General features: G+C 59.5%; 14 protein-coding genes and 1 pseudogene. 6 read left to right on the forward strand and 9 right to left on the reverse strand.

The features are described from left to right. Window positions 1–78 precede the first annotated feature (78 nt). Window positions 79–3,106 (forward strand): annotated as a pseudogene (locus OQ460_RS14210) (RHS repeat-associated core domain-containing protein); the annotation flags it as partial. A gap of 309 nt (window positions 3,107–3,415) precedes the next feature. Next, window positions 3,416–3,958, forward strand: a complete 543-nt coding sequence (locus OQ460_RS14215) for a dihydrofolate reductase family protein (protein ID WP_410018092.1) — start codon at window positions 3,416–3,418, stop codon at window positions 3,956–3,958. A gap of 95 nt (window positions 3,959–4,053) precedes the next feature. On the opposite strand, the gene cysS is transcribed toward OQ460_RS14215, so the two are convergent. After that, window positions 4,054–5,436, reverse strand: coding sequence for a cysteine--tRNA ligase (cysS, locus tag OQ460_RS14220; protein WP_410018093.1), 1,383 nt, complete (start codon window positions 5,434–5,436; stop codon window positions 4,054–4,056). Between the two features lie 21 nt (window positions 5,437–5,457). Then, a complete protein-coding gene (locus OQ460_RS14225) occupies window positions 5,458–7,155 on the reverse strand; it encodes a glutamine--tRNA ligase/YqeY domain fusion protein (RefSeq protein ID WP_410018094.1) in 1,698 nt (565 codons plus the stop codon). A 248-nt stretch (window positions 7,156–7,403) separates the two neighbouring features. On the opposite strand from OQ460_RS14225, the gene OQ460_RS14230 reads away from it, so the two are divergent. Then, complete coding sequence (locus OQ460_RS14230) at window positions 7,404–7,904, forward strand: peptidylprolyl isomerase (RefSeq protein WP_410018095.1); 501 nt, start codon at window positions 7,404–7,406, stop codon at window positions 7,902–7,904. Between the two features lie 2 nt (window positions 7,905–7,906). Beyond that, on the forward strand, window positions 7,907–8,656 hold the full coding sequence (lpxH, locus tag OQ460_RS14235) for a UDP-2,3-diacylglucosamine diphosphatase (protein ID WP_410018096.1): 750 nt from the start codon (window positions 7,907–7,909) through the stop codon (window positions 8,654–8,656). A gap of 63 nt (window positions 8,657–8,719) precedes the next feature. Here lpxH and OQ460_RS14240 read toward each other — a convergent pair whose 3' ends face one another. The 6 genes from OQ460_RS14240 to OQ460_RS14265 all read right to left on the reverse strand — a co-directional run bounded on the left by OQ460_RS14240 (window position 8,720) and on the right by OQ460_RS14265 (window position 18,216). Continuing rightward, the gene (locus OQ460_RS14240; protein ID WP_410018097.1) at window positions 8,720–10,249 is read right to left on the reverse strand and encodes a DHA2 family efflux MFS transporter permease subunit; all 1,530 of its coding nucleotides are present in this window, start codon (window positions 10,247–10,249) and stop codon (window positions 8,720–8,722) included. Beyond that, entirely contained in the window at window positions 10,249–11,451 is a 1,203-nt protein-coding gene (locus OQ460_RS14245) for an efflux RND transporter periplasmic adaptor subunit (RefSeq protein WP_410018098.1), read from the reverse strand. Before OQ460_RS14245 ends, OQ460_RS14240 begins: the two co-directional genes overlap by 1 nt. A gap of 15 nt (window positions 11,452–11,466) precedes the next feature. Continuing rightward, on the reverse strand, window positions 11,467–11,967 hold the full coding sequence (locus tag OQ460_RS14250) for a MarR family winged helix-turn-helix transcriptional regulator (RefSeq protein ID WP_410018099.1): 501 nt from the start codon (window positions 11,965–11,967) through the stop codon (window positions 11,467–11,469). A 136-nt stretch (window positions 11,968–12,103) separates the two neighbouring features. Then, on the reverse strand, window positions 12,104–15,775 hold the full coding sequence (locus OQ460_RS14255; protein WP_410018100.1) for a translocation/assembly module TamB domain-containing protein: 3,672 nt from the start codon (window positions 15,773–15,775) through the stop codon (window positions 12,104–12,106). After that, entirely contained in the window at window positions 15,775–17,502 is a 1,728-nt protein-coding gene (locus tag OQ460_RS14260; RefSeq protein WP_410018101.1) for an autotransporter assembly complex protein TamA, read from the reverse strand. Before OQ460_RS14260 ends, OQ460_RS14255 begins: the two co-directional genes overlap by 1 nt. 63 nt (window positions 17,503–17,565) lie before the next feature. Then, window positions 17,566–18,216 carry a GNAT family N-acetyltransferase gene (locus OQ460_RS14265; protein ID WP_410018102.1) on the reverse strand — a complete coding sequence of 217 codons (651 nt, stop codon included), beginning with the start codon at window positions 18,214–18,216 and terminating at the stop codon, window positions 17,566–17,568. A gap of 186 nt (window positions 18,217–18,402) precedes the next feature. On the opposite strand from OQ460_RS14265, the gene xthA reads away from it, so the two are divergent. Then, entirely contained in the window at window positions 18,403–19,215 is an 813-nt protein-coding gene (gene xthA, locus OQ460_RS14270) for an exodeoxyribonuclease III (protein ID WP_410018103.1), read from the forward strand. Window positions 19,216–19,314: 99 nt separating this feature from the next. Next, window positions 19,315–20,652, forward strand: coding sequence for a substrate-binding domain-containing protein (locus OQ460_RS14275; RefSeq protein WP_410018104.1), 1,338 nt, complete (start codon window positions 19,315–19,317; stop codon window positions 20,650–20,652). Window positions 20,653–20,693: 41 nt separating this feature from the next. Here the strand turns inward: OQ460_RS14275 and OQ460_RS14280 are convergent, their stop codons facing one another. Further along, window positions 20,694–21,923 carry an acyl-CoA dehydrogenase gene (locus OQ460_RS14280; protein WP_410018105.1) on the reverse strand — a complete coding sequence of 410 codons (1,230 nt, stop codon included), beginning with the start codon at window positions 21,921–21,923 and terminating at the stop codon, window positions 20,694–20,696. Window positions 21,924–22,046: the final 123 nt, after the last annotated feature.

Below are 22,046 nucleotides of genomic sequence, written 5' to 3' on the forward strand. Positions count from 1 at the left end.
CAGGTCAGCCACTCGCTGGATCTGCCGACGTTGCAGGGAATGGACCGGGTACTGCGGGTCGCGGACTCGCAGACGTCGGCGGGTATGACCGTCACCCACGGCTGCCCGGTGTCGATGGTGACCGGCAAGGAACTGCTGACCCTCACCGAGGGTGAGTTGGACGGGGTTCTGCCGTTTGCCTGGACGCGCACGTATCGTACCAGTGCGGTCGAGATCGATTGCGGGCTCGGGTTTGGCTGGAGCCATTGCTTGGCGCAGCGGCTTGCGGTGGTGGGTGAGTCCGTGGTGTGGACCGACCATGAGAACCGCAGCACCACCTTTCCCCTGCCCCGCGTGGCACGACCTGCCATCACCAACAGCCTGGCCGAGGCGGCGATTTATCTAGGCTCGCAGCCTGATGAACTGGTGCTGGCGCAGGACTTGCGGTTTTACCACTTCCGCGACGGTGCCCTGGCGTGCGTAAGCGATGCGTATGACAACCGCCTACGCGTCAGCCGCGATGTGTCAGGGCGAATTCAGCGCCTGGATAACGATGCCGGTCGGGCGTTGCTGTTGCGTTACGCGCAGGATCATATCGTCGCAGTCGATTACCAGGTGCTTGATGCAAAAAGCGTTTCAGACGACGCCTGGGTCACTCGGCAAACCCTAGTTTCCTACCGTTATGACGCGCATCGGCGGCTGATCGAGGCGACCAATGCCGTAGGCGAAAGCGAGCGTTATCGGTACGACGATCAGCAAGTGATTCTTGAGCGCGCGTTGGCCGGGGGCGCAAGGTTCTTTTGGGAGTGGGAACGTTCTGGCAAGGCTGCGCGATGCATCCGGCATTGGGCGAATTTTTCGCAGATGGACACGCGTTATGCCTGGGATGACAACGGTCGTGTCACGGTGCTTAACGCCGATGGCAGCCAGGAAATCTATATGTATGACCTACGCGCTCGGCTGGTGCTGTGGGTTGCTCCGGATGGTGCCGAGCACTTCAATTCCTACGACGATCAGGGCCGGCTGACGATCGAACAGGATCCGCTGGGTGCGATCACGGCCTACCAATACGACGAGACGGGGCGTTTGATTAGGTTGTTTCCTGGTGATGATGAGCCCACGTCCTACGAGTACTCCAACGGCTTCGTACACGCCGTGCGCCGCGGTGAAGCGGTCTGGAAATACCAGCGCAATGATCAGGGCGATATCACGCGCAAGACCGCCCCTGACGGCAACGTCACCGATTACAGCTATGACAAACACGGGCAACTGACAGAAGTCTGGTATCCGGACCACAGCTGTCAACGCCTGAGCTGGAACGATCTTGGGCAACTGCTTGAAGAACAACTGCCCCAGGGTGGCGGGCGGCGTTATCGCTATGACGACCTTGGCCGGAGGATTGCCCGTGAGGATGAGCACGGCGCGCTGACCCAGTATCAATGGGACAGCGTCGGGCGTCTGGTCAAGGTGACGTTGCCGGGCGGCGCCACGCGGGAACTGAGCTACAACGCCTACGGAAAAATCACCTCCGAGCAAGATGAGTTAGGGCGCGTGACGCGATATGAATACGCCGATGGATGGCACCTGATCAGCCGTCGTATCAACCCCGATGGCAGCACCCTGCGCTATCGCTACGACAACGTCCGGCTGCAGCTGACCGGGATCGAGAACGAGGTTGGCGAAACCTATCAGCTCGACTATCACGCCAACGGCCTGATCCAGCAGGAAACCGGGTTTGACGGGCGGCGCACCGCCTACGCCTACGACCTTAACGGCCACCTGCTGGAAAAAACCGAGTTGGGGGACGGCGACAGTCAATGGGTGACCCGCTATCAGCGCGATGCGGCTGGGCGCCTGATCAGAAAAACCCTGCCTGACGGCAACACGGTGGATTACACCTACGACCGCCAGGGCAATCTCCTTAGCGTCGACGACGGCCACTGGTCTCTCAACTACGAATACGACCGCGAGAACCGCCTGACCGCCGAGCATCAGGGCTGGGGCACCTTGCGCTACGGTTACGACGCCTGCGGCCAGCTCACTCATCTGCGCCTGCCAGACAACAATCGCCTCGCCTTCCATCACGACAAAGGCGGCCACCTCGCCACCGTCGAGCTCAACGGCAAAATCCTGACCTCGCACCTATTCAAGTCAGGCCGCGAACACCAGCGCCAACAAGGCCAACTGCTCAGCCACTACCACTACGACGAGCAAGGTCGCCTGCACGCTCACACCATCACGCAACCAGCGCAGCGCCATTACCTCCGCCAATACAACTACGACCCAAGCGGCAACCTGGCCCGCCTGCTCGACACCCGCAAAGGCCAGCATGACTACCACTACAACCCCCTCGACCGCCTGACCCGCGCCGAGCATTCCCAAGACCCGCAAGAACGCTTCGCCCACGACCCAGCCGGCAACCTGCTGATGCAAGACCGTCCAGGCCCCGGCATCGTCATCGGCAACCGCCTGTTGCTTCAAGGCGATCGGCACTACGACTACGACGCCTTCGGAAACCTCATACGCGAACGCCGTGGTCGAGGCCAACAACTCGTCACCGAATACCGCTACGACTGCCAACACCGCCTGATCGGTATCATCCAACCCGACGGCCAAACCGCCAGCTACTGCTACGACCCGTTCGGACGCCGAATCAGCAAAACCTGCGACGGCAACACCACCGAATTCTTCTGGCAAGGCGAAAAACTCATCGCCGAACACCACGCCGGCCGCCATCGTAGCTACCTCTACGAGCCTGATAGCTTCCGCCCGCTGGCCCTGCTGGAAGGCTTCGGCCCGGAAAACGTCAAGACCTTCCACTACCAACTCGACCACCTCGGCACGCCCCAGGAACTGACAGGCCCCAGCGGCGAAATCGCCTGGTCTGCGCACTACCGCGCCTACGGTAAAATCACCCGGTTGGATGTGAGCATGATCGACAATCCGCTGCGCTTCCAGGGCCAGTACTTCGACCAGGAAAGCGGGCTGCACTACAACCGGCATCGTTACTACAATCCGGACAACGGCCGCTACCTGACGCCCGTCCCAGTGAAGCTGGCGGAAGCACCAAACGGATACCGGTACGTGCCCAACCCGACAGGGTGGGTGGACCCGTTGGGGTTGAAGCCATGTCGATCACCTGCAATAGCATGCCTAGTCGACGCCAAAAAAAACGCCACCAACCTGTCGGGACACGTCATTAGTCACCCAGCCATCAGTCAACCGCCACCCTCCCGCCTTCCAGTTCCACACTCATTGTGGCGAGTCGGTCGCGGATGCACTTGGAGTCGATCAGTTCTTTTTGAAAAAGGCATTCAGGCGGATCTGGATCAGTGCGTCGACTTCAGCAACATCGGCGCGCCCTTCGGCGCCAGTGTTCAGGCGTTAAAGTGATACCGTTCTGATCCCACCTGATCAAAAAGGAGTGTTACCAGCAATGACGATTAAATGTTCGGTCTTTGTCGCGGCAAGCATTGACGGTTTTATTGCGCGTCCAGATGGTGATATTGAGTGGCTGCACAAGCCGGAATATGAGAGCTCAGGCTTGAATGGCATCACTTATGACAGCTTCATCGCAACGGTTGACACGTTGGTCATGGGACGAAAAACCTTGGAAAAAGTATTGTCCTTTCCAGAGTGGCCCTATGAAGGCACGCCCGTCATAGCACTCTCTCACAATGCCTTGGAGATTCCTCTGCATTTACAGGGCAAGGTGGAGGTGCTGGCCGCCAATGTGAGCACACTCGTCGAACAGCTTGCCGAGCGGGGTATGAAGCACCTCTATATCGATGGTGGCCAGACCATCCAGGCTTTTCTCGAAGCGGGCCTGCTCAATGAGTTGATCATCACCCGCATTCCGATTCTGCTGGGCCAGGGAATTCCCTTGTTCGGTCAAGTCAGTCGAGAATGTGAGCTTCGCCATATCGATACCTGGGTCTCGGATAATGGCTTTGTCCAGAGCCGGTATGCGGTTGAGTAGCGTAGAGACCGACCTATAGCAGCCCCACTGTTCAAATCCAGCACCAATAAAAACGCCCCGAACCAGTCGGGGCGTTTTTATTCAGCGTGCAGCCGTCAGTCAGCCAACCGCCACGTCGTCCCGCCCTTCCCATCTTCCAACACCACGCCCATGGCGGTGAGTTGGTCACGGATGCGGTCGGATTCTGCCCAGTCCTTATTTGCCCGAGCGGTCAAACGCGCCTGAATCAAAGCATCAACCTCAGCCGCATCCACCCGCCCTTCGGCGCCGGCTTGCAGGAAGTCATCGGCTTCCATTTGCAGCACGCCCAGGACGCTCGCCAGTTCCTTGAGACGAGCAGCCAAACCGGCCGCTGCGTCCAGGTCGCTCTCGCGCAGGCGGTTGATCTCGCGCACCATTTCGAACAGCACGGCGCAGGCTTCGGGGGTGCCGAAGTCGTCGTTCATCACGGTGGTGAAGCGTTCGACAAATGCCTCGCCACCCGCCGGCGCCACAACCGGCAAGCCTTTCAACGCATGGTAGAACCGCTCCAGGGCGCCCTTGGCGTCCTTGAGGTTGTCTTCCGAGTAGTTGATGGCGCTGCGGTAGTGGCTCGACACCAGCAAGTAGCGCACGACTTCCGGGTGGTACTTTTCCAGCACATCGCGAATGGTGAAGAAGTTGTTCAAGGACTTGGACATCTTCTCGCCATTGATGCGAATCATGCCGCAATGCATCCACGCGTTGGCGTAGGTCTTGCCGGTAGCCGCTTCGCTTTGGGCGATTTCGTTCTCGTGGTGCGGGAACTCAAGGTCGCTACCGCCGCCATGAATGTCGAAGGTCTCGCCCAGGCAGCAGGTGGACATCACCGAGCATTCGATGTGCCAGCCCGGACGCCCGGCGCCCCATGGTGATTCCCAGCTTGGCTCGCCCGGCTTGGTGGCTTTCCACAGTACGAAGTCCAGCGGGTCCTGCTTGGCTTCGTCGACTTCAATGCGTGCGCCGATGCGCAGGTCTTCGATCTTCTTGCGCGACAGCTTGCCGTAGCCCATGAACTTGGCGACGCGATAGTACACGTCGCCATTGCCCGGAGCGTAGGCGTAACCCTTGTCGATCAAGGTCTGGATCATCGCGTGCATGCCAGGAATGTGGTCCGTGGCGCGCGGCTCCATATCCGGCTTGAGGATGTTGAGGCGGGCCTCGTCCTCATGCATGGCGGCAATCATGCGTTCGGTCAGCGCGTCGAACGACTCGCCGTTTTCGTTGGCGCGATTGATGATCTTGTCGTCGATGTCGGTGATGTTGCGCACATACGTCAAGTCATAGCCGCTGAAACGCAACCAGCGGGTCACCAGGTCGAAGGCAACCATGCTGCGGCCGTGGCCGATGTGGCAATAGTCGTACACGGTCATGCCGCACACGTACATGCGCACCTTGTTGCCATCCAGCGGCTTGAAGACTTCTTTGGTCTTGCTGAGTGTGTTGTAGATCGTTAGCACAACGGCTTCCTTAAGACTTGATCACTGGCCCCACGAATCACGCAAGGTCACGGTACGGTTGAATACCGGGCGACCAGGTTTGGAGTCCTTGATATCCGCGCAGAAGTAACCTTCGCGCTCGAACTGGAAACGGTCTTCCGGCTGTGCGTTGCCCAGGGAGGGTTCGGCACGACAACCAGTGAGCACTTGCAGGGAGTCAGGGTTGATGTTGTCGAGGAAGCTGGCGCTGTCTTCGGCCTTTTCAGGGTTCGGCGAGCGGAACAGACGATCGTACAGGCGCACTTCACACTCGACGCTGGCGGCGGCCGGCACCCAGTGAATCACGCCCTTGACCTTGCGGCCTTCAGGGTTCTTGCCCAGGGTGTCCGGGTCGTAGGAGCAACGCAGTTCAACGATGTTGCCATCGGCGTCCTTGATCGCTTCGTCGGCGCGGATCACGTAGCTGCCACGCAGGCGCACTTCACCGGTTGGCTCCAGGCGCTTGTAGCCTTTTGGCGGCTCTTCCATGAAGTCATCGCGGTCGATATAGATTTCACGGGCAAACGGCAATACGCGCACGCCCATGTCTTCTTTCGGGTGGCGTGGCAGTTCGAGGTTTTCGACCTGGCCTTGCGGGTAGTTGGTGATCACGACTTTCAACGGACGCAGCACGCACATGGCACGCGGGGCGCTGTGATCGAGGTCGTCACGGATGCTGAATTCGAGCATGCCGAAATCGACCACGCCGTCGGAACGGTTGGTGCCGACCATCTCGCAGAAATTGCGGATCGATTTAGGGGTGTAGCCGCGACGCCGGAAGCCCGACAACGTCGACATGCGTGGGTCGTCCCAGCCGTGAACGTGTTTCTCATCCACCAACTGCTTGAGCTTGCGCTTGCTGGTAATGGTGTAGTTCAGGTTCAGGCGGCTGAATTCGTACTGACGCGGGTGCGCCGGTACTGGCAGGCTGTCGAGGAACCATTCGTACAACGGACGGTGGCTTTCAAACTCCAGGGTGCAGATGGAGTGGGTGATGCCTTCGATGGCGTCCGACTGACCGTGGGTAAAGTCGTAGTTGGGGTAGATGCACCACTTGTCGCCGGTCTGGTGGTGATGGGCATGACGGATACGGTACATGATCGGATCGCGCAGGTTCATGTTCGGCGAGGCCATGTCGATCTTGGCGCGCAGTACGCGGGCGCCGTCCGGGAACTCGCCGGCGCGCATGCGGGCGAACCAGTCCAGGTTCTCTTCCACGGAGCGATCACGGAACGGGCTGTTCTTGCCCGGCTCGGTCAGGCTGCCACGGTATTCCTTGGCTTGCTCGGGAGTCAGGTCGTCAACGTAGGCCTTGCCGGCCTTGATCAGCTCGACCGCCCAGTCATGCAGCTGGTCGAAATACTGCGAGGCATAGCGCACTTCACCGGACCATTCAAAGCCCAGCCACTTGACGTCGCTTTCAATGGCGTCGATGTATTCCTGGTCTTCCTTGGCCGGGTTGGTGTCGTCGAAACGCAGGTGCGTGACGCCACCAAACTCCTGGGCCAGACCGAAATTCACACAGATCGACTTGGCGTGGCCGATGTGCAGGTAGCCGTTAGGCTCTGGCGGGAAGCGGGTGACGATCTGCGTATGCTTGCCCGAATCCAGGTCCGCCTGGATGATCGGGCGCAGGAAATTGACCGGGACGGCAGGTCCGGCCTTGGAATTCGAGGTAGGGTCGACAGTGGGCTTGCTCATAGGATCCTTGAACAGACAGGTTCGTGGCCGGTTAGGGCCAGACAAAACAAAGGCGATATCATAGCTGATGCTGTCAAGACACTGACAGAGCGCGGCCAAAAACTGCCGCTTTAATTGCCTGGGCGGTAAAAAACCACCTCGAAATTCCTGCCGGGCACGTTAAACTGCGCGCCTTGGCCCACGTTTCGCCAAACCGGTACGGCGCCCAGGCGCTCAAACCCACGAATTCCCTGAAAAGAGTAGTGAACATGACTCAAGTCAAACTGACCACCAACCACGGTGACATCGTCATCGAGCTGAACGCCGAAAAAGCGCCGATCACCGTCGCCAACTTCATCGAGTACGTGAAGGCCGGCCACTACGAAAACACCGTTTTTCACCGTGTCATCGGCAACTTCATGATCCAGGGCGGCGGTTTCGAGCCAGGCATGAAGGAAAAGAAAGACAAGCGCCCAAGCATCCAGAACGAAGCGGACAATGGTCTCTCCAACGACAAGTACACCGTCGCCATGGCCCGTACCATGGAGCCGCATTCGGCCTCCGCGCAATTCTTCATCAACGTCGCCGACAACGCTTTCCTCAACCACAGCGGCAAGAACGTGCAGGGCTGGGGCTACGCCGTGTTCGGTAAAGTTACCGAAGGCACCGACGTCGTCGACAAGATCAAAGGCGTACCGACCACCAGTAAATCCGGTCACCAGGACGTTCCAACCGAAGACGTGATCGTCGAGAAAGCCGAGATCATCTAAGCGTGATATTGCTTATTTCAGATTTGCATCTGGAAGAGGAACGCCCGGACATTACCCGGGCGTTTCTGGATCTGCTCCAGGACCGCGCCCGTTGCGCCCAGGCGTTGTACATTCTCGGGGACTTCTTCGAAGCCTGGATTGGCGACGACGGAATGACGTCCTTCCAGCGTTCCATTTGCGAGGCTCTGCGAGAGCTGAGCGATAGCGGCACACAGATTTTTATCATGCATGGCAACCGGGACTTCCTGATTGGCAAGGCGTTCTGCAAAGCAGCAGGCGCAACATTGCTGAAGGACCCGAGTGTCGTGCAGTTTTATGGCGAGCCGGTGCTGTTGATGCACGGCGATAGCCTGTGTACCCGCGACCTGGGGTATATGAAGTTGCGGCGTATCCTGCGTAACCCGCTCGTACTGTTTGTCCTGCGCCACCTGCCCTTGCGCAGCCGCCACCGACTGGCGCGCAAACTGCGCAGCGAAAGCCGCGCACAGACGCGGATGAAGGCCAACGATATCGTCGATGTGACCCCCCAGGAAGTCCCTCTAGTAATGCAGGCATTCGGCGTGCACACGTTGGTCCACGGCCATACCCATCGCCCTGCGATCCATAAGTTGCAGATCGGCGACCAGGCGGCCAAGCGCATTGTGCTGGGGGATTGGGACAAGCAAGGCTGGGCGTTGCAGGTAGACGAGCAAGGGTTTCAACTGGCGGCGTTTGATTTTGTGAATCCGCATTTGGCATTACCGGGCACGTAACCCTCCGGCACCTTGTGAATAGAGCCTGCTCCCACACTTTTTATGGCGTCCGGCCCTGGGGATTCAGTGGCCGGAAGCGGCCGGCCCGGCCTTGGCGGTGAACGGTGGTTTGGCCAGCCACACCAGCAGGATCAGTCCCATGAACATCCACCCCATCAATGTGAAGTAGTCCACGGTAGACATCATGTATGCCTGGCTGGTGAGGATCTGATCCAGCTGCGCATAAGCCTTGTGCCCCGCCCCGCCGAGCGTATTGAGCGCATCACGGGTGACCGAATCGTACACGCTCATGCTTTCGCTCATGTAGGCATGGTGCTGGTCCGCCCGGCGAATCCAGATCCAGGTGGTCAACGACGCCGCAAAGCTGCCGCCCAGCGTACGCAGGAACGTCGCCAGACCTGCACCGTCAGCAATCTGGTGCGGCGGCAAGTCCGACATCAGGATGCTCAAGGTCGGCATGAAGAACAGCGCCACGCCGATGCCCATAAACAGCTGCACCATCGCGATATGCTGGAAGTCCACTTCATTGGTAAAACCTGCGCGCATGAAACAGCTCAGGCCGATGGCGAGAAACGCCAGGCCAGCCAGTAGACGCAGGTCGAATTTATGCGCGTACTTGCCGACAAATGGCGACATCAGCACCGGCAGGATACCAATCGGCGCCACGGCCAGGCCGGCCCAGGTGGCGGTGTAGCCCATCTGGGTTTGCAGCCATTGCGGCAGGATCAGGTTGATGCCGAAGAACCCGGCGTAACCGAGGATCAACACAATGGTGCCGATCCTGAAGTTGCGATGAGCAAACAGCCGCAGGTTGACCACCGGGTGTTTGTCGGTCATTTCCCAGATCACGAATACCGCCAGGGCGATCACCGAGATGGCCGCGCCGATGATGATGAAGTTCGATTCGAACCAGTCCAGATCGTTGCCTTTGTCGAGGATGATCTGCAACGCCCCGACGCCCACGATCAGGCTCAGTAGCCCAACGTAATCCATCGGCTGGTAACTGGTAACCACCGGGCGCTTCTTGAGCTGCGAGCGCACCACCATCACCGCGAAAATCCCGATGGGCACGTTGATAAAGAAGATCCAGGGCCAGCTGTAGCTGTCGGTGATCCAGCCGCCAAGAATCGGCCCGGCAATCGGCGCCACCACCGTAACCATCGCCAACAATGCCAGGGCCATACCGCGTTTGGCCGGTGGATAGACGGCAATCAGCAACGTCTGGGTCATCGGATACAGCGGTCCCGCCACCAAGCCTTGGAGCACACGAAAACCGATCAGCTCAGGCATCGAGGTGGAAATACCGCACAGAAACGAGGCCAACACAAACAGGATGGTGGCCCATAGAAACAGCTTTACCTCGCCAAACCGCCGGCTCAGCCAGCCAGTCAGCGGCAAGGCAATGGCATTGCTCACCGCAAACGAGGTAATCACCCAAGTGCCTTGCTCCGAACTCACTCCCAGGTTGCCGGAAATCGTCGGCAAGGCCACGTTGGCGATGGTGGTGTCGAGCACTTGCATAAAGGTGGCCAGGGACAAACCAATGGTCGCCATCAGCAGGCTGGGCGGAGTAAACGACGCGTTATCGCTCATCAGCGTTGCGCTGCCTTGGGTGCCGCCACGCTGTTGTCGTGGATCAACTGGCTGATCATCGCGTCGGCTTCGACCAGTTGACGGTCGTACACAGTGGTACTGAACGAAGCTTTTTGTGGTGGTTGTTGCGCCAGTACGGGGCCGCTTTGGTCGTGCAGGTTGACCTCAACCAGGGTCGACAAACCCACACGCAGCGGGTGCTTGGCCAGCTCTTCGGGATTGATATGAATACGCACGGGTAACCGTTGCACGATCTTGATCCAGTTACCGGTAGCGTTTTGCGCCGGCAGCAAGGCAAATGCGCTGCCGGTACCGGCACCCAGGCTGTCGATGGTGCCGCTGTATTTTACATCGCTGCCGTAGATATCGGCCTCGATGTCCACCGGCTGGCCGATGCGCATATGGCGCAGCTGGGTTTCCTTGAAGTTGGCGTCGATCCACAGCTGGTCCAGGGGGATCACGGCCATCAATGCGGTACCCGGTTGCACGCGCTGCCCCAGTTGTACGGTGCGCTTGGCAACGTAACCGGTGACCGGCGCGATCAGGGTGCTGCGGGCATTGGCCAGGTACGCTTGACGCAGTTGCGCAGCCGCCGCCTGCACGTCGGGATGGGATGAAATCACCGTGTCATCCACCAGCGCGGTGGAGGTCTTGAGCTGCTGTTGCAGGTTGGCCAGCGCGTTAGTGGCCGCGCTCAGGCTGTCGCGGGCGTGGGACAGTTCTTCCACAGAAATAGCCCCGCCTTGGGCGAGGATTTTGCGACGATTGAAGTTGTCCCGGGCGGTTTGCACTTCGGCTTTCTGCGCCAGCACCTGGGCTTTCATACCGTCGACATTGCTGTACAAGCCACGCACCTGGCGCACGGTGCGCGCCAGGTTGGCCTGGGCACTTTGCAGGCCGACAGCCGCATCGTTGGGGTCGAAGTTGACCAGCACCTGACCTTCGTGGACCAGGTCGCCATCATCGGCGCCAATGCTGACCACGGTGCCGGTGACCAGCGGGGTGATTTCCACCACGTTGCCGTTGACGTAGGCATCGTCGGTGCTTTCACTGAACCGGCCGTACAACTCGTGCCAGCCCCAGACGCCGGCAATGCCGAGCACCACGATCAGCGTCAGGCCCAACAACATGACCTTGCGTTTGCGCGGGTTGACGTCGTTAGGTTGGGAGGGTGCGGTGTTGGGTGTTTGGGCAGTCGCCATGACAAGTACCTTGAGTTAGTCCGCGCGCGTGACTGGTGTATTCATTTGGTTGCCGACGCGCTGGATCGTGATGGGATCGCCGGCAGCAACCAGGATTTTCTTGAGGATGTGTTCCAGGGTCTGCAACTCACCAGGCTCCAACACACCCGCCAATTGGTTGAGCGCCTGGGCGCCGATGTGCGGCAGCATGTCTGCCAGGCGCTGTCCTTCGGCCGTAAGCACAAGCTGCACCTGACGCCGGTCTTGCTCGGAACGCTGGCGTGCCAGCAACGCTTTCTGTTCCAGGCGGTCGAGCATGCGGGTCATCGAGCCGCTGTCCAGGGACAAGTTGCGGCATAGCTCTGCCGGAGTGTCGACGCCGAACTGGGCCATGATGATCAACACCTTGAACTGCGCGGCGGTGATGCCGTGGGGTTCCATATGGGTGTCGATGATGCGGTCCTTGAGAATCGCCGCGCGACCCAGCAATAGCCCGAGATGGCAGTTGTGGAAGTTTTCGGGGGTGAAGTGTTTCATCTGCAAGTCACCTTATTACTGCCTAGGCAGCGAATATGTGACGAGATGTTACTGCCTAGGCAGCGAATGTCAAATGAATAGTTAGGTAGCTTGGTAATGCAGAAGCGCGCTGGTGCGCTCCTGCAGGGTCGGTCGGTTAGAAATCGCGCTTATAGAAAATATCCAGCGAACTGGCGACTCCGCTCGCCACTTCCAGATACACCCGCTTGCTCAGCAGGTAGCGCAAGGCGATGGTATTGGCCGGTTCGAACACGCCAACGCCGTAACGCAGGCTGAGTTTTTCAGTGATCTTGCCGCTGGCTACCACTGCGGTTTCATTGCCACTGCCTTGGGTATCCAGTTCAAAGTCCTGGATGCCAAGGTTCTTCGCAATGTCCGAGGTCACTCCGGCGCTACCCATCAATCCGAGCCCCAGCGCCGCTTGGGCGAGCATATTGTTGTCCTCGCCTGTGGTACTCAATGGACGACCCAGCACCAGATAAGACAGTGCCTGCTCCTGGCTCATCGCCGGCTCCGAGAAGATTTGCGTTGTGGGCTGCTCGGCGCTGCCGCTCAAGCGAATACCCGCGATCACGTCGTCGGTCTGGCGGATGGCTTCAATATCCAGGTACGGCTGATCGAGGGGCCCGGCGAACAACAATCGCGCACGGCGTACATTCAAACGCTGGCCGTAGGCGCGGTAGCGGCCGTCGTTGAGCCACAGCTCGCCACGGGTGTCCATGTTGTTGCCGATGTGCACACGACCCTGCACCTTGGCGGTCAGGCCGAAACCGGCAAAGCTCAGTTTGTCTTCGCCAACCACCACGTTAATATCCATGGCCATTGCCATCGGCGGCTTGCCTTCCTCGGTCTGGCGGCCAACGATTACCGTGTCATCGGAGACCTTGACCGTCGACGGCGGCAGTTCGCGCACGGTGATGTCGCCGCGCGGAATATGCACATCGCCGGCGATCGCCAGCTTGTCGTTCTTCAAAGTGATCTTCAGATCCGGCGCCACTTCCAGCACCGCATAAGGCTCAACGGTGACCGGAAGCTGCGTGCCTTGCAGGCTGATATCCACCGCCAGGGCCTGCCCCCACTCGATTTGCCCTTTTACACTGCCCTGCCCGGCCTTACCGCTGCGCCAGCCACCATTGAGCTGAACGCTTTCGCCGGCAATCAGCGCCTGGAGATTCAGGCCTTCGAAGCTTGCAGGCAGTTCAGGGCCGGAAATCTCGCCGCCCACCAAGTTCAAACTGCCATTGACCTGTGGCACCAGCAGGCTGCCCGACAGGCGACCGTTGCCATTGAGCTTGCCGGTCAGGGTTTCGACCATCGGCACAAACGGTCGTGCCACAGCCAGGTCGAGCCCGGTCAGGTTGAAGTTGCCGGACAAGGGTTTGTTCTTCGCCACCGGATTGATCTGCGCCTGCAACAGCAGCTCGCCGAGTTTGCCACCCCGGAAATTCAACTGGGTGTCGATGCGCTTGGGATTGAGCGTAGTTTCCAGCTTGAGCGTGTCGTAGGGGAAATCCAGCCACTGGTTCTTGTCCTTGACCCGCAACATGCCGCCACTCGCATCCACCGACACCAGGCCTTTCGGACCGCTGGCCGGCAGGTCCAGTTGCACGTCGGCGTTGAGCTTGCCCTGCCAGGCAAAGTCCTTGGGCAACCACTGCGCCAGGCTGTCGATAGGAAATTGCTTGAGGTGGTAGCGCAACTTGGGATCGGGCATCAAGCGTTGGTCTTCGCCGCACAGGCTGGCGCCGCCGGACACCCAGCAATGGGCAGCGAAAGTCAGCTTGCCATCGGCCAGGCGCTCGATCTTCGCCGGCGCTTGCAGCTTCCAGTCCTGCCCCCCGGCTTGTACATCACCACTGGCCAGTCGCCCGCGCCAGTTGCCCTTGTCGAGGTTGCCATCAAGGGCCAAGGCCAGTTTGACCAGCGGGCCTGCGAGATCGAGCTGGACCTTCTGGTTTTTGATATCGCCTTGGGCGCTGGCGGTGAGTGTGCCGACTTGAGTCTCGCCAGACTGGATGCCGCGGCCCTTGAGGTCAATTTTCGCCCGTTGGTTGGCGTCCAGGTTGGCATCCAGGGTCAGGGTTTGCAGGCGGTTATCTTCAAATACCAGTTGCTGCCCCACCAGGTTGAGCTTGCCCTGGGGCGCCTGCAACGAACCGGCGACGTCCAGGCGACCGTTGAGCTGCCCACGCAACTGCGGCCACAGCTGTGCCAGGCGCGCCAGCTTGATGTCGATCTGCCCAGCCAAACGCTGCTGCAAACTGCCACTGCCGTTGATACGGTTATCGCCCAAGCGGATATCCAGGGTGCCAAGCGTCCATTGCTCACCGGCGCCGTCGGCTTTTGCCACGAACGCCGCGGGCTGGCCGCGCAAGCGCCCCTTGAGATCAAGGTCGGCGTTCAACTTGAGCTGTTCGTTTTTCATCTCGCCCTTGCTACGCAAGGGACCGGCAAGTGTGCCCGGCAACTCGGCAACCCAATAGGCCGGGTTGATCGCTGAAAGATCCAGCGCGGTGTCCCAGGCAATACCGTCGGCGAACTGCAGGTTAAGGTGGCCTTGCGCCTTGCCCTGGCCGGCGACCAGTTTCAGCTCCGGCAGGAAGACTTGAGTGAGATCGCCACTGAACGGCGTGACCAGGCTGAACTTGCCGGCAGGGCCATCCAGATCGGCCTTGAGATTGCCCAGGTAGTTACCGTCCTTGTAGGAAACTTCACCGCTAAAGGTATGCAACACCACTTGGGGTTCGTCAATCAACGGGTAGAGGCGATGCCAAGGGAAATCCAACCAATCGATTTTCGCCTCGGCACTGAAACCTTGCTGCCAATCCAGTCGAGCGCTGAGCTTGAGGCTTTGCTTGTCGCCGGCATTCAAGTCCAGGCCGGCGATCTGCGCACCCTTGGCGTCGACCTTGCCTTGCAGCAGCAAGTCCACCGGACCTTTTTCTGCTGGCAATACCGCTTTGCCCAACAGTTGATAGCCGTGACTCAAGTCGCCTTTGGCGGTGAGGTCCAGTTGATTGAGTTGCAAGGTATCCGGCAGATCTTTGCTGGCCTTGAATCCGTCGGCGGTGATGTGCAGCTGCGCAGGCAGGTTTTCCACCAACGGTTGCAGCTCGCCACGCAGCCTGGCCGGCAGGTAGCCACTGCTGTCAGCTTCCAGTTTGAGGGTCTTGAGCAAGTCACCATCGATCCTGAGGGCCACGTTCCAGGGCATTCCACCAGGGGCGTAAGGTAAACCGAGACTGCCCGTGGCACTCAACGGCCAGTCACCACCGGGTTGCAGCAGGCCGGTCAGGTCCAGGGTCACCCCCTCCCGTTGCATATGCACCGAGTCGATCTTCATCCCGTCGGCGGTCCAGTGAGCCGCCAGTTGCAAACCCTTGAGTTCTTCACTGCCGTTGAACAGCAGGCTGCCAACGCGCACATCGCCCAGTTGAATCGATACCGGCAGTTTCAGGTCCGGAAGAGTAATCGGGCCACTGCTTTGCTCGGTACTCGGCGGGAACTGCAGGCTGACCTGCTCCACATCCAAGCGGTTGATGCACAAGGTCATACGCAGCAGGCAGGCTGGCGACCAGTCGAACTTCGGCGCACTCAACTCGACCCTGCTGCTGTCCTGCTGCCACAACAGATGCTCGGCACTCCATTGCCCGCCGAGCCGCCCCTGGAAACTCTCCACGCGCAGACCCGGCACCTGGCCCAGTGCCCACCGACTGCCGGCCTGGGTACCCAGTACGGTCCACAGTGCCAGCAGCACCAGCGCCAACACAGCGACAAGCGTCAGGCCCGCTATTTTCAAACCACGCATCACAGCTCAGGCCCCATGGAAAAGTGCAAACGAATACCGCCCGGATCTTCCAGGGCATGGGCCAGGTCCAGACGGATGGGACCCACTGGCGAAACCCAACGCACCCCCACGCCGACGCCGGTTTTCAGGCTCGGAAAGTCCAGGTTGTTAAAGGAGTTGCCTTGGTCGATAAACGTCGCGATCCGCCATTTCTCGGCGATGGAGTATTGATACTCGGCGCTCAAGGCCACCATATAGCGACCACCAATCCGGTCACCCTGATTGTTTTCCGGGGACAGCGTCTGGTACTCGTAACCGCGCACGCTCTGGTCGCCACCGGCAAAGAAACGCAAGGATGGCGGTACCGACTTGTAACCATTGGTGGCGCTGCCGCCAAACTGCGCGCGACCGAGAAAGCGGTGCTTGTCCCATACCGTGGTCAAGCCCTTGATCATGGCCGTGCCATATAAAAGGTTAGTGTCCGAGCCCAATCCTTCCTTGGCGATCTTGGCATCGAATTGCAGGCGATAGCCGTTACGCGGATCGATGCGATTGTCGCTGCGCAGGTAGGAATAGCTGACGCCGGGCATCAGCAGATTGCTCAAGCCGGAGTCATCGCCCAAGCGATACTCTTCGCGCTGCCACTTGAGGGAAATCACCCGTGTCCAGCCGCTCGCAAGCTTGCTGTGCCATTCAGGGCCAAGGGTGAGCAGTTTACTCAGGGTGTCGGTGTTGGCCAGTTCTTCGTTCTGGTAGCCACCGGCAAAGCGCAGTTTGTCGGTAAGTGGCGGATCAAGGGGAATGTCATACCACAGGCCGACGTTCTGCCGGGGCGCAGACAATTCGGCTTCCCAGCCGTAACTGTGGCCCTGTGGATTGACCCAGTGCCGCGTCCAGTTCGCCTTGCCGCGCGGGCCGACGTCGGTGGAAAAACCCAAGCCCAGCCCCATGGTGCGCGGTTTACGGGTTTCCAGTTGGACGGCAACCGGGATCACATCGTCGGCGGCCGCGGCAGGAGCGGCGTCTACACGCACACCTTCGAAAAATCCGCTCGATTGCAGGGCCTGGTTCAGTTCGGCAATCAATTCGGAGTCATACGGGGTGCCACTCTTGAACGGCACCATGCGCTGCAGCAATTCTTCATCGAACGGCGTATCACCGGCGAAGTTGACCTTGCCAAGGGCGTAGCGCGGGCCGCTGTCGTAGACGAGGTCGATATCGGCCACTCCGGCCTGAGGGTCGACGGACAATTTCTGTTGGGTGAAACGGCCACTGAAAAAACCGAAGCGCGATGCCTGGTTCTGAATCAGGCGCTTGGCGTCTTCGTAATGGCCGTGGTTGAGCACGGCGCCGGACTTGAGGTCTTTGCTGTCCGGGACACGAAAGGATTTAAGTTGTGCCGCCTGGCCGTCGACACGAATGGTCACGTTACGCAAATGCACAGGCTCGCCGGGATCGATGGTGAGGGTCAGGCGTGGGCTCTTGCCACCTCGCACATCACTGGCGATCTGCGGCTGATAAAAGCCCAGCGCCTGTGCAGCCTTGCGGGCTTGCTCTTCAGCGCCGCGGCTGAAGCGCAACAAGGCTTCCTCGTCACGATCGCCAACCCCGCCGATATAGCCTTCGATGTTGGCTTTCAGCGCGTCGTTTGAAGGTTTGACTTGCACGTCCAGTTCGCTTTGCGCGAATGCGCCACAGCTTGTGAACAGCAGAATCAAGCCGCTGGTAAATCTTCCTGGAAACTTCATAGGCGCGGATGCTACACGAGCTGGGGAGCATCTTAGAACCAGGAACGATCTGAATAATTCTATCTAAGTCGTTGCAGTTTGTAATATTTGCGGATTCGGATGAAAAAACACATGTTCCCGGATTGGTCCTACTGCAATTTCTCCTATTTCTTGATAGCCCTGACGCTTGTAGAACTCCAGGTAGAGCGGATTGCCAGTGTCCAGCACCACGCCTTGGGAATGGGGGTCTTCTGCACACCAGTTATGCACCGCCTCAAGCAACTGCTCGCCGTAATGCTTGCCCTGGAATTGCGGATGAATCCCCAGCAGTGGCAATACATGCACCGCCTCCGACGGCAGGCACGCCAGCACCGCCTGATGGTATTCCAGGTAGCGCCGGGTCGCCTTGACCCCGGCCCCCAGCCACATGCGCAATTGCCAGGCCCAGCTTTCGGTAATTCCCAGTCGCCGTTGTGGTGGCGCGATCAAGGCGATCCCGATCAAGCGGTCGTTGACCAGCAGGCCAATGGCCGGCAACTCCTGGAAAAAATGCTGCTTGACCAACTCCCGCACTGTGGCGCGCACCCGTTGTTCATACCCGGCGCGTTCGGCCTCGAATAAATAGGCGAAGGTCGGCTCATGCCGATAGGCCTGGTACAACAGGGAGCGGGCTTCGCGGGAATAGCCGCGGTCGAGCAGGTGGATTTGGGCAACGGCGGTGGAAGTGTCCGACATATCAAGCGTCTCCTGGGCGCGACTCAAAAGGTTGCGCTCTTATATGGTACGAGCCTGTGGCCGCTGACTCGTTCCCTGCCGTAGGCTATCAGGAGACATTAGCAGTGCATCTGTCCTACCGCCACGCTGGCTCCCGTCCGACTTGTCGGCTAGCATCGCACTTTTGCCAAGCTTGGACTGCCGACCATGAAAATCGTCTCTTTCAACATCAACGGGCTGCGCGCGCGCCCTCATCAGCTGGCGGCACTGATCGAAAAGCATCAGCCGGACGTGATTGGCCTGCAGGAAACCAAGGTTCACGACGATCAGTTCCCGTTGGCCGAGGTCCAGGCCCTGGGTTATCACGTGTATTACCACGGCCAGAAAGGCCACTATGGCGTCGCCCTTCTCTCACGCCAGGAGCCTCTGGCCGTTTACAAAGGCTTTGACGGTGACGACGACGACGCACAGCGACGGTTTATCTGGGGCACCTTCGCCGATGCGAATGGCAACCCGATCACCATCATGAACGGTTACTTTCCCCAGGGCGAAAGTCGCGACCACCCCACCAAATTCCCGGCCAAGCAACGTTTCTACGAAGACCTGCAACAACTGCTGGAAACCCGATTCAGCAATGACCAGGCCGTGGTGGTGATGGGTGATGTGAACATCTCTCCGCAAGATTGCGATATCGGCATTGGTGCCGACAACGCCAAGCGGTGGCTGAAAACCGGCAAATGCAGCTTCCTGCCGGAAGAACGCGAATGGATGGCCCGCCTGAAAAGCTGGGGGCTGACGGACAGTTTCCGCCACCTCAACCCTGAGGTGACAGACCGTTTCAGCTGGTTCGATTATCGCAGCCGCGGCTTTGAGGACGAGCCCAAGCGCGGCCTGCGTATTGACTTGATCATGGCGTCCAACGGCTTGTTGCCCCGGGTCAAGGATGCCGGGGTGGACTATGAACTGCGCGGCCTGGAAAAGCCCTCGGATCATGCACCGATCTGGCTTGAATTGAGCTGATCGACTGGCGGCGACGCAACCGCCTGCGTCGTCACATTTATGCAACGCCTCTGACTTAATCTGCCGGCATTCCCTTTGGCTAAAGAAGGTGCCGGCACGATGCTGCGCGTTTTATCCCTGCTGGCCTTGCTCGCCTCGTTCCCCCTAAACGCCTGCGCCACTGCGCTGCCCTTGCCCGAGCATGGCCCGGTCTTGCGTATTCAAGGCTCGAACACCATTGGCGCTGCATTGGGCCCGGCGCTGGTCATGGGCCTGATGGAGCAACAGGGGCTGAAGGCGCTACACAGCGAAGCAGCCGGGCATGCCAACGAGCTGCGCATCACCGGCCAGACCCGTCACGGCCGACCGGTCACCGTGGAGGTGGCCGCCCATGGTTCCAGCACCGGTTTTACCGCGCTGAACACTGCCCACAGCGACCTGGCTGCTTCGTCCCGCCCGATCAAGGACAACGAGCTGGTGGCACTGGAAAGCCTCGGCGACCTGAAAAGCCCGGAGGCCGAACAGGTGATAGCCATCGATGGCCTGGCAATCATTGTGCATCCGCGCAACCCGCTGAACACCTTGAATACCAATCAACTGGCACAGATTTTCAGCGGCGAGGTCAGGACTTGGGAACAACTGGGCGGTATGGGTGGGCGGATCAATCTATACGCCCGGGACGATCAGTCCGGAACCTATGACACCTTTAGAGAACTGGTTCTCAACCGTCGCGACAAAGTGCTGGAGCCGGCGGCCCAGCGTTTTGAATCCAGCGAGCGGTTGTCGGATGCGGTTAGCGCAGATCCCCTGGGCATAGGCTTTATCGGCCTGCCTTATGTGCGCCAGGCCAAGGCCGTCGCCATCAGCGACGGCGACTCCCAGGCGATGTTGCCCTTGAACAGCCTGATAGCCACCGAGGATTACCCGCTGTCACGCCGACTGTTTTTTTACCTGCCGCCCACCAGCCAGAATCCGTGGGCCAAGGCGCTGGTGAGTTTCGCCCAAAGCAGCAAAGGCCAGGCGATCGTCGCCGCCAATGGCTTTATCGCGCAACAGGTACAAGCCATCGCGGTAGAACCCCGGGCATCGATGCCCGACGATTATCAAGCCATTGCCCGCCAAGCCCTGCGGCTTACGGTGAACTTTCGTTTCGAGGAAGGCAGCGCGAGCCTGGATAACAAGGCACGCCAGGATTTGCTGCGGGTGGTGGCTTATATCAAGCGCCACGGCAAACAAAACAAGCAGGTGACGCTGGTGGGTTTCGGTGATGCCAAGGATGCCCCCCAGCGCGCGGCCCTGCTGTCGAAACTGCGTGCGATGGCGGTACGTCGGGAGCTGGTCAAAAGTGGTGTGGTAATGCGTGAGATACGCGGCTTCGGTGCGCAGATGCCGGTGGCTGCGGATACTGCGGATGGAGGGCGGATCAAGAATCGGCGGGTGGAAGTCTGGGTGTATTGAGGGGTGGGGGACATACTCCTGCGCCCCCCGAGACCTCGACCCTACTGCCCGCTACGCATCACCTCTTGAGGCACATACTTGCCAATCTCGAACTTGCCAATCGCTGCCCGATGTACCTCATCCGGCCCGTCCGCCAGGCGCAAGGTGCGTTGCATCGCATACATATAGGCCAGCGGAAAGTCGTTGGACACCCCGGCACCACCATGGATCTGGATAGCCCGATCAATGACTTTCAAGGCAACGTTCGGTGCCACCACCTTGATCTGGGCGATTTCGCTTTTCGCCACCTTATTACCAACGGTGTCCATCATGTACGCCGCCTTCAAGGTCAGCAGGCGAGCCATGTCGATCTCCATCCGCGAATCGGCGATCTTGTCGATATTGCCCCCTAACCGAGCCAATGGCTTGCCGAACGCCGTACGACTGATCGAGCGCTTGCACATCAACTCCAGCGCACGCTCGGCCATGCCGATGGAACGCATGCAGTGGTGAATCCGGCCCGGGCCAAGGCGCCCTTGGGCAATCTCAAAACCACGACCCTCGCCTAGCAGCACATTTTCATAGGGCACCCGAACGTTGTCGAACAGTACCTCGGCGTGACCATGTGGGGCATCGTCGTAACCGAACACCGGCAGCGGGCGCACAATCTTCACACCTGGGGTGTCCACGGGCACCAGGATCATCGAATGCTGCTGGTGGCGCGGTGCATCGGGGTTGCTCAGGCCCATGAAGATCAGGATCTTGCAGCGCGGATCACAAGCGCCGGAGGTCCACCATTTTTTACCGTTGATTACCCACTGATCGCCGTCACGTTCCGCCCGGGCCGCCATGTTGGTCGCGTCGCTGGAAGCAACGTCCGGCTCGGTCATGGCGAACGCCGAGCGGATCTCGCCACGCAGCAAAGGCTCGAGCCAGCGCTGTTTCTGCTCTTCGTTGGCGTAGCGCACCAGCACTTCCATATTGCCGGTATCAGGCGCCGAACAGTTGAACGGCTCCGGACCCAGCAACGAGCGCCCCATGATTTCTGCCAGCGGTGCGTATTCCAGATTGGTCAGGCCCGCACCCAACTCGGATTCCGGCAGGAACAGGTTCCACAGCCCTTCGGTTTTGGCCTTGGCCTTGAGTTCTTCCATGATGGCCGTGGGTTGCCAGCGATCACCTTCGCTGACCTGGCGTTCAAACACTGGCTCGGCAGGGTAAACGTAAGCATCCATGAACGCGGTGACGCGCTCACGCAGTTCCTGAACCTTGGGCGAATAAGCGAAATCCATGATCAGCTACCTTCTTGGCAGGTTGTTTAGGTCATGCAATCGATGCTAGAACAGCTACGAAAATTAACCTAGCCTATTCTCGGCATGTATTAACATTCATCACCGATATATGATCGACCTATG

The organism is Pseudomonas imrae (assembly GCF_046352735.2).
In the GTDB taxonomy this organism is placed as follows: Bacteria; Pseudomonadota; Gammaproteobacteria; order Pseudomonadales; family Pseudomonadaceae; genus Aquipseudomonas; species Aquipseudomonas imrae.